General features: G+C 70.0%; 11 protein-coding genes. All 11 read left to right on the top strand.

What is annotated here, in order from left to right; all coding sequences use genetic code 11:
• The 11 genes from QN206_07200 to QN206_07150 all read left to right on the top strand — a co-directional run bounded on the left by QN206_07200 (position 1) and on the right by QN206_07150 (position 13,127).
• Complete coding sequence (locus QN206_07200) at positions 1–981, top strand: branched-chain amino acid ABC transporter permease (protein MDR7614597.1); 981 nt, start codon at positions 1–3, stop codon at positions 979–981.
• A complete protein-coding gene (locus QN206_07195; GenBank protein ID MDR7614596.1) occupies positions 978–2,480 on the top strand; it encodes an ATP-binding cassette domain-containing protein in 1,503 nt (500 codons plus the stop codon). Before QN206_07200 ends, QN206_07195 begins: the two co-directional genes overlap by 4 nt.
• Before the next feature lie 45 nt (positions 2,481–2,525).
• Positions 2,526–3,302, top strand: coding sequence for an SDR family NAD(P)-dependent oxidoreductase (locus QN206_07190; GenBank protein MDR7614595.1), 777 nt, complete (start codon positions 2,526–2,528; stop codon positions 3,300–3,302).
• A gap of 11 nt (positions 3,303–3,313) precedes the next feature.
• Positions 3,314–4,870 carry a benzoate-CoA ligase family protein gene (locus QN206_07185; protein MDR7614594.1) on the top strand — a complete coding sequence of 519 codons (1,557 nt, stop codon included), beginning with the start codon at positions 3,314–3,316 and terminating at the stop codon, positions 4,868–4,870.
• Positions 4,870–5,721, top strand: a complete 852-nt coding sequence (locus QN206_07180; protein MDR7614593.1) for an LLM class flavin-dependent oxidoreductase — start codon at positions 4,870–4,872, stop codon at positions 5,719–5,721. Before QN206_07185 ends, QN206_07180 begins: the two co-directional genes overlap by 1 nt.
• A complete protein-coding gene (locus QN206_07175) occupies positions 5,709–7,859 on the top strand; it encodes an FAD-dependent monooxygenase (GenBank protein MDR7614592.1) in 2,151 nt (716 codons plus the stop codon). Before QN206_07180 ends, QN206_07175 begins: the two co-directional genes overlap by 13 nt.
• Positions 7,860–7,872: 13 nt before the next feature.
• Complete coding sequence (locus QN206_07170; GenBank protein ID MDR7614591.1) at positions 7,873–8,595, top strand: Crp/Fnr family transcriptional regulator; 723 nt, start codon at positions 7,873–7,875, stop codon at positions 8,593–8,595.
• A gap of 180 nt (positions 8,596–8,775) precedes the next feature.
• Positions 8,776–10,257 (top strand): carotenoid oxygenase family protein, encoded by a 1,482-nt coding sequence (locus QN206_07165; protein ID MDR7614590.1) that lies wholly within the window; start codon positions 8,776–8,778, stop codon positions 10,255–10,257.
• A gap of 46 nt (positions 10,258–10,303) precedes the next feature.
• Entirely contained in the window at positions 10,304–11,362 is a 1,059-nt protein-coding gene (locus QN206_07160; GenBank protein MDR7614589.1) for an ABC transporter substrate-binding protein, read from the top strand.
• A gap of 36 nt (positions 11,363–11,398) precedes the next feature.
• Positions 11,399–12,064 (top strand): nuclear transport factor 2 family protein, encoded by a 666-nt coding sequence (locus QN206_07155; protein MDR7614588.1) that lies wholly within the window; start codon positions 11,399–11,401, stop codon positions 12,062–12,064.
• A gap of 34 nt (positions 12,065–12,098) precedes the next feature.
• A complete protein-coding gene (locus QN206_07150; protein ID MDR7614587.1) occupies positions 12,099–13,127 on the top strand; it encodes a substrate-binding domain-containing protein in 1,029 nt (342 codons plus the stop codon).
• The last annotated feature ends 4 nt before the right edge of the window (positions 13,128–13,131 follow it).

Here is a 13,131-nt window from a genome sequence, read left to right as displayed (position 1 = left end):
ATGCGGATCCGGCCGCTCCCCGCTTCGGAAGTCCGCCGCATCTCGGTGGCGATCCCTCGGGGCGCGGCGGGCCGGCTCCCGCTCGCCGCGGCCGGGATCCTCCTGGTCGGGTTTCCCGCCCTCGCGGAGGCATTCGGCTGGCGGTTTTACCTGAACCTGGTCACCAAGGCCATGATCCTGGGTCTTGCCTGCAGCGGCCTCAACCTCGTCCTGGGCTATGGGGGGCTTGTGAGCTTCGGGCACGCCACCTACTTCGGGTTGGGGGCCTACACCGTGGCCGTGCTGGCGCGGGAGGGAATCCACGCCGCATGGGTGATCTGGCCCGCGGGGATCCTGGTGGCCGCGTTCGCGGCCCTCGTCATCGGTGCCGTGTGCCTGCGCACCCGGGGCCTTCCCTTCATCATGATCACCCTGGCCTTCGCTCAGATGGTGTACTACGGGGTGGTCTCCCTCAAGCAGTACGGCGGCCAGGACGGGCTCCGGGCACCCCGTACGGAGCTCGGATTCCCTCTCGGAGACGTTGCGCTCTATTACCTCACCCTGCTCCTGCTCTCCGCGTGCCTGGGGATCCTGTGGCGGGTGGTCCACGCCCGGTTCGGCCGGGCCCTGCAGGCCATCCGGGACAACGAGGCCCGGGCCGTGGCCATCGGCTTTCCCGCGTACCCTTTCCAGCTCGTGGCCTTCGTGCTCTCCGGCGCCCTCACGGGCCTGGCGGGGATCCTCATGGCCCACCACGCCCAGTACGTCTCCCCCGCCATGCTCAGCTGGCCGCAGTCCGGAGCGTTCCTGCTCATGGTGATCCTCGGCGGGGTCGGGAGGTTCTGGGGCGGGGTCGTGGGGGCGGCCGCCATGGTGGCCCTGGAGGAGGTCTTCCACGCGGCCACCATCCACTGGCAGCTGCCCGTGGGGCTGATCCTGCTCGGGGTGGTGCTCTTGGCGCCCCGGGGACTGGTGGGTCTCCTGGAGGGCAGGCCCCGATGAGGGTCCTGGAGATCCGGGGTCTCACGAAGCGGTTCGGGGGCGTGCTCGCCCTGTGGCGGTGTGACCTCGCGGTGGAGCGGGGAGAGGTGCACGCGGTCATCGGACCGAACGGCGCGGGGAAGACCACCCTCGTCAACCTGGTGGCCGGCGTCTTCCCGCCCACGGAAGGCCGGATCCTCTTCGATGGGGAGGACATCACGTACCTGCCGCCGCACGTCCGGGCCCTACGGGGGATCGCCCGCACCTTCCAGGTAACCAACCTCTTCCCCCGCCAGACCGTACTCGAGAACCTCAGCCTCGCGGTCCAGGCGCGCACGGGGAGTTCCTTCCGGTTCTGGCACCCCGTGCACCTGGAGAGAGGGCTCAGGGAGGAAGCGCGGGAGTACGCGGCGCGGGTGGGGCTTGCGGATCGTACGGACGTCCCCGTGGCGGCGCTCTCCCACGGGGAGCAGCGGCAGCTGGAGATCGGGCTGGCGCTCGCCTGCCGGCCCAGGCTCGTGCTCCTGGACGAACCCACCTCCGGCATGAGCCAGGAGGAATCCCGGCGGATGGTGGAGCTCATCCGGGGCCTGCGGGGCCAGGTGACGGTGCTGCTGGTGGAGCACGACATGGACGTGGTGTTCTCCGTGGCGGACCGGATCACGGTGCTGGTGGACGGGCGGGTGCTGGCGAGCGGCTCCCCGGAGGAGGTACGGGCAAATCCGGAAGTGCACCGGGCGTATCTCGGGGAGCCCCGGCCTCGGAGCCCCGCATCCTCCGCCCCTTCCGGGGCGCATGCGGTAGCGGGCGGGGAGCCCCTCCTGCGGGTGGAGGGGCTGCAGGCCTCCTACGGTCCCAGCCCGGTGCTCTTCGGGGTGGACCTGGAGGTCCCCGCGGGCCGCATCGTGACCCTCCTCGGCCGGAACGGCATGGGCAAGACCACCACCGTCCGCGCCATCCTGGGACTCCTGCCGCCCCGGGCCGGACGCGTGATCTTCTGCGGAGAGGAGATTCAGGGGAGGCCTCCCGAGACCATCGCCTCCGCGGGCATCGCTCTCGTCCCGGAGGGCCGTCAGATCTTTCCCAACCTCACGGTGCGGGAAAACCTCCTGGCGTTTGCGGCCAACCGCAACGGATCCTCTCGGCCGTGGACGCTGGACCGGGTGCTGGAGCTGTTCCCGCGACTCCGGGCCCGGCTGAACCGCCTGGGTGTCCAGCTTTCCGGGGGCGAGCAACAGATGCTCGCCATCGGACGGGCGCTCATGACCAACCCGCGCCTGCTGATCCTCGACGAGGCCACGGAGGGCCTTTCGCCCGTGCTCCGGGAGGAGATCTGGCGGTGTCTGGAGCAGCTCAACCGGGAAGGACTCGCCCTCCTCCTCATCGACAAGTACGTGGACCGTCTGCTGGACCTCGCGCACCATCACTTCGTCCTGGAGCGGGGGCGGGTGGTGTGGCGGGGACCCTCGGAAGCTCTGCGGGCGGATCCGGGCCTGTGGCAGCGCTACCTGAGCGTGTGAGCCGCCACAAGGAGGTCGCGGCCTTCCGTCGAAACACGGAGGGGGATGGAGCTGCGGGATCGGGTGGCGTTCATCACGGGTGGAGGCCGAGGCGTGGGCCGGGCGTGTGCCCTGGAACTGGCCCGCCGGGGCGCCCGCGTGGCGGTCGTGGCCCGCACGGCCGCGCAGGTAGAAGCCGTGGCCGGAGAGATCGAGCGCACGGGGGGACGGGCCCTGGGGCTTCCGTGTGACGTGGCGGTGCGGGAGGCTGTGGAGGTCGCGGTGGCCCGGGTCCGGGAAGTTCTGGGACCCGTCACCATCCTGGTGTACGCCGCGGGGGTGGCGGAGAGCCACCCCTTCCGGGAGATCACGGACGCGGTGTGGGAGCGCCACCTCCGCACCAACGTCACGGGTGCCCTCTACGCCATGCAGGCGGTCCTTCCGGACATGCTGGAGGTGGGGTGGGGCCGGATCGTGGCCGTGGCCTCCGTGCTGGCGAAGGTGGCCTCCCGGTACACGGCCGCGTACGCGACCTCCAAGCATGCCCTGCTGGGACTCGTACGGTCCGTGGCGTTGGAGTACGCGGATCGGGGCATCACCGCGAACGCCATCTGCCCCGGCTATCTCCAGACGGACATGACCGCGGAGAACATCCGCCGGATCAGCGCCCGCACGGGCCGCCCTCCGGAAGAAGTGCGCCGGGCCCTGGAGAGCAGCAGCCCGCAAAGGCGCCTGTTCACCCCGGAGGAGGTCGCGTCCCTGGTGGCCTACCTCTGCACGGACGCGGCGGGAGGGATCAACGGGCAGGGCATCGTCCTGGACGGAGGCGGCGTGCTTTCGTAGGGGGAAGGGAGATGGTGACGTACGAGGACGTGCCCCAGCGATTTAACGTCACCCGCTATTTCCTGGATCGTCACCTGGAGGAGGGCCGGGGGAGCCGCGTCGCCCTGTACTGCGGGGACCGCGCGGTGACCTACGCGGAGCTCGCGCACCTCACGAACCGCGTGGGAAACGTGCTCCGGGCGCTCGGGGTGGAGCCGGAGGACCGGGTGCTGCTGGCCCTCTCGGACGGGGTGGAGTTCGTGGCCACCTGGTACGCGGTACTGAAGCTGGGGGCCGTCAGCGCGGAGGTGTACACCTTCCTCCATTCCCAGGACTACGCCTACTACCTGGATTATGCCCGGCCCCGGGTGGTGGTGACGGACGCGGTCACCCACTCCAAGATCCGGGAGGCGGCCCGGGCGGTGGGCTTCCGGGGCCGGATCCTGGCGGTGGGGGTGCTGGAGCTGGAGAAGGGGGAGGTGAGCTTCGAACGGATGGTGGCGGAGGCCCCCCCGGACCTCCCGGACGCGGACACCTCCAAGGACGACTTCGCCCTGTGGAAGTTCACCACGGGCACCACCGGTCGGCCCAAGGCGGTGGTGCACTGCCACTACGCGCCCTACCTGAGCTTCTGGAACTACGCGCAGGAGGTGATCCGCTACACTCCACAGGACGTGGTCCTCCCGGTTCCCAAGCTCTTCTTCGGATACGCCCGGGACTGCACGGCCCTCTTCCCCTTCGGCGTGGGGGCCGCGGGCATCGTGTTCCCGGAGCGCAGCACCCCGGAGCGCATCTTCGAGCTCATCGCCCGCTACCGCCCCACGATCCTCGTGCAGGTTCCCACCATGATCAACGCCATGGTGAACCACCCGGACGCGGACCGGTACGACCTGTCGTGCGTGCGTCTGGCGACCTCCGCGGGGGAAGCCCTGCCCGCGGAGCTGTACCACCGGTGGAAGCAGAAGTTCGGGGTAGAAGTCGTGGACGGCATCGGGTCCTCGGAGCTGTACCACATCTACATCTCCAACCGGCCGGGCGAGGTGCGGCCGGGAAGCGTGGGCCGACCCTGTCCGGGGTACCGGGCGGAGGTGCGGGATCCGGAGGGAAACCCTCTGCCCCGGGGAGCGGTCGGGGAGCTCTGGGTATGGGGGGAGACCGCGGCGCTTTTGTACTGGAAGGATCGGGCGAAGTCCGTGCGCACCTTCTGGGGCAACTGGGTGCGCACGGGAGACCTCTTCCGGGAAGACGAAGACGGATACTTCTGGTACCAGGGCCGGGCGGACGACCTCATGAAGGTAGGGGGGATCTGGGTGGCGCCCCTGGAGATCGAGGAGTGCCTGCTCCGCCACCCCCTGGTGGCGGAGTGCGCGGTGGTGCCGTACACGGAAGAGGGCCTCACGCTCCCCCGGGCCTACGTGGTCCTGCGGGATCCGACTCAGGCCACTCCACAGACGGCACGGGCACTTCAAGAGCATGTGCGGGCTCACCTCAGCCCCCACAAGTACCCTCGGGACGTGCGGTTCGTGGAGGGCCTTCCCCGCACGCCCAGCGGGAAGGTGGACCGAAAGCGGCTTCGGGAGGAGACGTAGTGCGCATCGGCATCGGCCTGCCCAGCGGGATTCCGGGCGTGCGGGGGGATCTCGTGGTGCGGTGGGCGGAGCGGGCGGAGGCCGCCCCGTTCAGCAGCCTCGCGGTGATCGACCGGGTGGCCTACGACAGCTACGACCCCCTCCTGGCCTTGGCCGCGGCCGCGGGGGTCACCCGGCGGGTGAGACTGGTGACCGCCATCCTGGTCTCTCCCCTGCGCAACACCGTGCTGCTCGCCAAGGAGCTCGCGAGCCTGGATCAGCTCTCGGCGGGGCGGCTGGTGGTGGGGTTCGGGGTGGGGGCCCGGGAGGAGGACTACGCGATGGCGGGGGTGGACCACCGGGGAAGGGGAAGCCGGCTCACGGAGCAGCTGCGGACCCTCCGGCGCATCTGGGAGGAGGGGAAGGTGGGCCCGCCCCCGGCCCAGCCCGGTGGCCCGCCGTTCCTGGTCGGCGGGTTCGCGGACGAGGCCTTTGCCCGGGCCGCCCGCTATGCCCAGGGCTACTTCCACGGCGGAGGGCCACCCCGGGCCTTTGGCCGGGGCGCGGAGCTCGCCCGCATCGCCTGGCGGGAGGCGGGCCGCCCGGGTGAGCCCGAGCTGTGGGGCCAAGGCTACTTCGCCCTGGGAGAGGACGCCCGGGAGCGGGCAATCCGGTACATGCGGGACTACTACGCCTTCACGGGTCCCCTGGTGGAGCGCATCGTCGGGCAGCTCCTCACGACCCCGCAGGCCGTGGTGCAGTTCGTGGAGGGGTACGCGGAGGCGGGATGCCACGAGCTCGTGCTCATGCCCGCGGTCCCGGATCCGGATCAGGTGGACCGCCTCGCGGAGGCCGTGGCGTGCGCGTGGTGATCGTGGGTGGGGGGCCCGCGGGCCTGTACTTGGCCCTGCTGCTGAAGAAGGCGAGCCCGCGCGACGAGATCACGGTGTTGGAGCGCAACCCTCCGGACGCCACCTACGGGTGGGGCGTGGTCTTCAGCGACCGCACCCTGGCGGAGTTCCGGGAGGCGGATGAGGTCACCTACCGGCAGATCACGGATCGCTTCGTGCTTTGGGACGCCATCGACGTCTACGCGCACGGGGAGCGGCTGCGGTGTGGGGGCCACGTGTTCGCGGGCATCGCCCGCACCGCCCTGTTGGAGATCCTCCAGCGGCGGTGTGCGGAGCTGGGGGTGGTGCTCCGGTTCCGCACGGAGGTCCGGCAGCCCGAGGATCTCCCGCCCTATGACCTCCTGGTGGGCGCGGATGGGGTCGGCAGCACGGTGCGGTCCTGGCACGCGGAGGTCTTCCGTCCCCGCATCACCCCGGGCCGCGCGCGGTACATCTGGCTGGGAACGCCCCGTCCGTTTGGGGCCTTCACCTTCGTGTTCCGGCAGACGGAATGGGGGCTATTCCAGGCCCACGCCTACCCGTACGCGGGCCGGATGAGCACCTTCATCGTGGAGTGCGGGGAGGAGGCCTGGAAGCGAGCGGGCTTCCACGAGGCAGATGAGGTACAGACCTTGAGACGGTGCGAGGAGATCTTCGCGGAGGTGCTTCGGGGGAATCCCCTTTTCTCGAACAACTCCCGGTGGATCCGGTTCCCCACCCTGCGCACCGTTACCTGGCACCATGGCCGGATCGTGCTCCTCGGAGATGCGGCCCACACCGCCCACTTCTCCATCGGCTCCGGCACCAAGCTGGCCATGGAGGACGCCATCGCGCTGGCCCGGGCCCTCCAGACCTACGAGGACCTGGAGACGGCCCTGGAGGCGTACGAACTGGAGCGGCGGCCCGCGGTGGAGGCCTTCCAGCGGGCCGCACTTCAGAGCCAGCGGACCTTCGAGACCACCCAGCGGGCCATGCGGCTGGACCCCTACCGCTTGACCCTCTACCTCCTTACCCGCAGCGGCCGCATCTCCTACGAGGACCTGAGGGTTCGGGATGCGCGGTTCGTCCAGCGGGTGGAATCCCACCTGGCCTCGGAGTGGGATGAGGTGCGGCTGCCCTGTCCCCCCGTTCACCTCCCGTTTGCCCTGCGGGGATTGCGACTTCCGAACCGAATCGCGCGGCGGCCCGCGAGCGCTTGCGGCGCCTTGGACGGCCTTCCGGGCCAGGCTCAACAACGGGCCCTGTGCGGGCTCGCGGCGAGGGGAGCAGGGCTCGTGCTCACGGAGATCCTTGCGGTCTCGCCGGAGGGCCGGATCACCCCCGAGGACGCGGGACTTTACCGGGGGGAGCACGGGGAGGCGTGGAAGCGGATCGTGCAGGCCGTGCACGCGGAGGGTTCCCGGATCGGCGCGGTCCTCGGGCACGCGGGCCGCCGGGGGGCCACCCGCTCCCGCCGGTTCGGCGTGGACCTGCCCCTCACAGAGCCCTGGGAGCTCCTGGCTCCGAGTGCCCTCCCCTACCACCCCGACGGCCCCGTCCCCCGGGCCATGGGGCGGGAAGACATGGAGGCGGTTCGGGAGGCCTTCGTGCGGGCCGCGCGGCTTGCGGCCCACGCGGGCTTCGATCTCCTGCACCTCCACTTTGGGAGCGGCTACCTCCTCGCCAGCTTCCTCTCGCCCCTCACCAACCGCAGGGAGGACGCGTACGGCGGAAGCCTGGAGAACCGCATGCGGTTCCCCCTGGAGGTCTTCCGGGCCGTGCGGGAAGTCTGGGAGGGGCCGCTCGGGGTGACGCTCCCCGCCTCAGATCGGGCCCGGGGCGGGATCCCGGAGCAGGAAGCCCTCGCCATCGCCCGGGCCTTCCGGGAAGCAGGCTGCGACCTCGTGGAGGTCACCGCGGGCCAGACCGTCCCGGACGAGGACCCGACTTACGGCCGGGGGTATCTGGCGCCCTATGCGGAGGCCGTGCGCCTGGAGGTGGGGATCCCCGTGCTGGTCGGCGGAGGACTCACCCTGAGCGAGGCGAACGTCCTCGTGGCGAGCGGCCGGGCGGATCTATGCGTGCTGGACCTGGAAGGGGACGGGTTCGTTGACAAGAGTCCACCCTCCCTCGTTTCCTGAAGGGGGACGGACCGTGGTGCTGGCTCCCGGAGGGCTCGGAGCTGGGGGGAACCTCGCCGGGGTGGGGGCCCGGGGGTCTGCCCCTACGGATCGCCCCAGGATCGGGGAGGAACTCTTCCCCTTTGCGGATTTCCGGCTCGTGGCTTACCCGCCCCGCAGCGTCGTCTTCACCCAGGGGGATCCCGCGGATCGCCTCTACCTCATCGCGGACGGGTCCGTGCGGCTGTGCTACCTGGACGAGCTGGGGGAGGAGCACATGATCGGGGTGCTGGGGGCGGGCCACTTCGTGGGAGATGCGGGCGCTATCCGGGGAACCGTGTACGGGGTCTCCGCGGTGACCCAGGAGGCGAGCCGGCTCTACGTGATCCCCGTCACGGAGCTCCCCCGCCTGCTCCAACACCCGCAGGCGGGCTGGCTCCTCCTGGAGAGCCTCGCGCAGAAGGTGTGTGCCCTGACCCACCGGTTGTACGCGTTGACCTTCCACGCGGCCCAGGTGGCGGTGGCGCAGCTTCTCCTGGACCTGATGGCCTACCAGGACCTGCCGCAGGCGGAGGGCTTCCCCGCCCTGCGTCTGTCGCATCGGGAGATCGCCTGCGCCACCGGCCTCTCCCGCCCCACGGTGGCCAAGGCCCTCCGGGCCTTGGCCGCCAGAGACCTCATCGCGCTGTCCCGGTCCCGGATCCTCGTCAAGGACCTGGAAGGACTGCGCCACATGGTGGAGACCTCCGCGGTGTGAAGACTCGCTCGGTCAAATTTTGACTTCCGGACCGGCAAATCTTGGCTTGAGCAGATCCCCGGGGCTCCGTACCCTGCCCCCGGACGGGGCATCGTCCCGTGCCCCGGGCGGCCGATGGAACCCCGCGGCGCGGGAGGCCCCGGGGGCCGGAGATCCTGAGCGGAGGGAGGTGGGCGATCCATGAGGCGGTTTCCGGAGCTCCCCATCTACACGGGATTCAACACCCCGGACCGGATCGAGGCGGACATCTACGATCTGGAGGTCCTAGAGGGTGAGGTCCCCCGGGAGCTGCGGGGGATCTACTACCACGTGCGGCCGGATCCCCAGTACCCGCCCCTGTTGGGAGAGGACATCTACTTCAACGGGGACGGGATCGTGAGCATGTTCCGGTTCAAGGACGGCCACGTGGACTTCCGATGCCGGTACGTGCGGACGGAGAAGTTCGTGGCGGAGCGGCAAGCCCGGCGGGCCCTGTTCGGGCTGTACCGGAACCCCTACTTCGACGATGAATCCGTACGGGGTCTCCGGCGGGGAACGGCCAACACCCACGTGGTGTACCACGCGGGGCGCCTGTACGCCCTCAAGGAGGACAGCCCTCCGGTGCTCCTCGACCCTCTCACCCTGAAGACCTACGGCTACTACGATTTCGAAGGACAGCTCACGAGCAAGACCTTCACGGCCCACCCCAAGATCGATCCGCAGACGGGGGAGATGATCGCCTTCGGCTACTCCGCGACGGGCTACGGGACTCCGGACATCGCCTACTACGTCATCAGCCCGGAGGGACGCATCGTCCACGAGGCCTGGTTGCGAGCGCCCTACGCCTCCATGGTCCACGATTTCGCGGTGACCCGGGACTACGTGATCTTCCCCATCGTCCCCATCATGTACGACATGGAGCGGGCCAAGCGGGGCCTTTCGACCTTCGCCTGGGACAGCACGCGGGAGGTCTACCTGGGTGTCCTCCCGCGGTACGGCACGGGGAAGGACGTCCGGTGGTTCAAGGGGCCGAACCAGTTCGCCTCGCATGTGATGAACGCCTTCAACGAGGGAACCCGTGTCTACATCGATACCCCGGTGGCTCCCGGGAACCTGTTCCCCTTCTTCCCGGACATCCACGGCGGCGGATTCGACCGCACCAAGGCGACGCCGCGGCTCACGCGGTGGGTGGTGGATGCGGAGAGCTCCCGGGACGGATTCGAGAGCATCGAGATGTCCAAGTTCGTCGGGGAGTTCCCGCGGGTGGACGAGCGGTACCTCATGGAGCCTTACCGGCACGGGTACCTGTTGGTCCAGGACACGGACCTTCCCGCGCATCCCGCGCTGCGGTCCGCCAGCGGCTTCCAGTTCAACTGCTTGGGGCACGTGGACCTGCAGACGGGACGCCACGAGCGGTGGTTCGTGGGGCCCACCTCCTCGCTCCAAGAGCCCACCTTCGTCCCCCGGCCGGGCAGCACGGTGGAGGGGGATGGGTACCTCCTCGCCATCGCGAACCGCTACGACGAGCGCAGATCAGACCTCCTCATCTTCGATGCCCTAGCGGTCGCGGAAGGCCCCCTGGCGGTGGTCCGATTGCCCATCAAGCTGCGGCCGGGCCTGCACGGGAGCTGGGTTCCCGCGGAGCGCATCCCGGGCTTCGAGGAGGATCGGAGCTGGGACTGATCTGGAGGCGCGCGATTCCGGATGACCTGCTAAGGAAGGAGGCGGCATGCGGACAGATCGGGACGCCATGCGGAGGATGGGAACCGGCCTTGTGGCCTTCCTGGCCACGGGCCTCCTGGTGGGGACGGGCGCGCGGTTCCTGCAAGCGGCTCCCTCGCCGGTTTGCCCGCAAGCCCAACAGGGCGGTCGGGTCCGGCTTCTCACCCTCGTCCCCCTGGTGGCCGAGCCCGTGGCGAAGGTTCTGGAGACGGGACTTCCGGGCCTGCGGGTGGAAGCCGTGGCCGACCTCGCGGGCCCCACCCGGGTGATCACGGAGGCGGAGGCCGGACGGTGGAGTTTCGACGTCATGCTCTGGAGCCTCCCGGGGTTGCTCGTGTTGGCGGAGCGGGGGCTTCTCGCAGAGCTTCCGCCCGAGGAGCTGAGCGCCCTCCAGGTGCCGGCCGGTAGCCGGATGCTCGGGAACCGGATCCTGCGCGTGTACACCACCGTCTACGGGCTCGGGTACAACCGACAGCGGATCCGGCCGGAGGAGGTTCCGAAGACCTGGGACGAGATCGCCCAGCCGCGGTGGTCGGGACGCGTGGTGGGCAACGTGGGCCTGGTGGAGAACAGCATCGCCGGGCTGGGCCTCCTCCTGGGGGAGGGATGGATGGAGCGGTTCGCGCGGCGGCTGCGGGACGAGGTGCGCATCACCGTGGTGCCCAACCCCGCCACCGCCATCCAGATGATCCTCCGCGGGGAGCGGGACCTGTGGTGGTCGGGCATCGGGGAGATCCTGGAGCGGCGGGAGAAGTACCGGGAACCCATCGACTGGTCCCCCGTGCGGCCCACGTACGGTTCCGTCATCGCGGTCTCCGTGTTGCGGGGTCGGGCGGAGAACGCGGTGGCCCGGTGCGCGGCCATGTGGATGGCGGGGGCAGAGGGGAAGCGGCGCCTGGAGCGGGAGACGGTGTTCATGTCGGACGCCGCGGATCCCCAAGGGATTCTGGGGCGTACCTTGGCGCAGGCCCGTCTGAAGCCGTTCGTGGAGAACGTGGAGGCGGCCCGGAAGCGGGTGGCCCTCGCGGAGCGGGTGCGGGCCATCCTCCAGGGACGGGTGCCCTAGCAGGCGCTTGGAGATTCCGAGACGGAGGAAGAGGACATGGAGGATCTGGCAAAGCGGATCCAACGGCTGGAGGACATCGAGGCGGTGCGCCGCCTCCAGAACGTGTACGGGTACTACCTGGACAAGTGCCTGTACGAAGAAGTGGTGGAGCTTTTCTCGGATGACTGCGAGGTGCGGTTTCTGGGCGGCCGGTTCCTGGGCAAGGAAGGGGCACGGAGGCTCTACTTGGGACGGTTCCGGGAGCGGTTCGGGGGCGGGAGCAACGGGCCGCAGTACGGGGTGCTGCTGGACCACATCATCGTGCAGGACGTGATCGACGTGGACGTGGAGGCGGGCCGGGCCTGGGGAAGGTTCCGGTGCTTTCTGCAGGGCGGACGACACGAGAGCACCCCGCCCGGTCGGGCGGAGCAGGTGCGGCGGCAGTGGTGGGAGGGTGGGGTATACGAGAACGAGTACGTGAGGGAGAACGGGATCTGGAAGATCAAGGTGCTGGACTATCGGCCGTACTGGATCGCGAACTACGAGCGGGGCTGGGCGCAGTGGCCGGATCCTCCCGTGTTCGTGTTCACCAAGACCTATCCCGAGGATCCCCACGGCCCTGACGAGCTCATGGCGGATCCGCCCCGGATGTGGCCGGAGCCCTACGTGGTCCCCTTCCACTACCCGCACCCAGTGACGGGACGGAAGGTCCCGGTACCGTAAGAATTCCGGAGTCCGAGGGAGGGAGAGATCGGCGATGCGGAAGTGGCTGGGCCTGCTGGTTGGTGTGTGTCTCCTGGGGTGGGCAGCGGCGGTTCAGGGAGCAGCCCCGCTCCCGGAGCTCCGGGAGCGGGCCCGGAGGGAAGGGACCGTGGTGTTCCTCACCAGCGTCTCCCAGCTCGGGGAACCCCTCCGGCTTCGGTTCGAGGAGGGCAATCCCGGGGTCCGCGTGCAGCTCGTGCTGGATCCGAACGCGCCAAGCCGGGTGGTGGCGGAGGCCCTTGCGGGGAGACGGAACTACGACGTGCTCCTCTGGAGCCTGCCGGGACTGAGCCTGGTGCGCGGCCGGGGACTTCTGCGTCCCTACGTGGCCCGGGAGGACCTGGCGCCGCACGGGGTGCCCGTGGGGGTGCTTACCCTGGACGGGTACGGGCTGCGATTCATCAGCGGGGTGTACGCGGTGGCGTACCGGCCGGGACGGATCCGGGCGGAGGAAGTCCCGCGCACCTGGGAGGACCTCCTTCAGGAGCGGTGGCGGAACCGCTTGGTCGGGGACGCCATCGCGGTGGGGAACTGGATCGCGGGGCTCGGGGTCCTCCGGGGAGAGGAGTGGGCCTTCCAGTACGCCCGCCGTCTGCGGGAGATGGGGCTCGCGGTGGTGCCGCAGCCCACCGCGGTGGAGCAGCTGGTCCTGCGCGGGGATCGGGATCTCTGGGTGGGCGCCTTCGCCCACCAGGTGGAGCAGCGGAAGATGGCAGGGGTAGCCCTCGAGTGGGCTCCCGTGGGGCCCGTGACGTACGCCTCCCAGTTCGCCCTGGCCATCCTCCAGGGGGCGCCCCACCCGGAGGCCGCGCGGCTGTTCGCCATCTGGTACATGACCCGGGAGGGCCGGGCCGCCCTGGAGCGGGAGGGCTTCTGGGACGTGGCGCCGGGAAGCGGCACCTTCATCCGCAAGCGCTACGACCAGCGCGGCATCCGCATCGTCCTGGAGGATGAACGGCGCGCCCTGCGCCGGGTAGAGCTCTTCGAGCGGATCCGCCGGATCGTCCTCGGGGAAGAGCGATGATCCG

This window comes from Armatimonadota bacterium (assembly GCA_031460175.1).
Classification (GTDB): domain Bacteria; phylum Sysuimicrobiota; class Sysuimicrobiia; order Sysuimicrobiales; family Sysuimicrobiaceae; genus Sysuimicrobium; species Sysuimicrobium tengchongense.
Note: the sequence above shows the minus strand (reverse complement) of the source record. Positions and strands in the feature narration are given on the sequence as shown.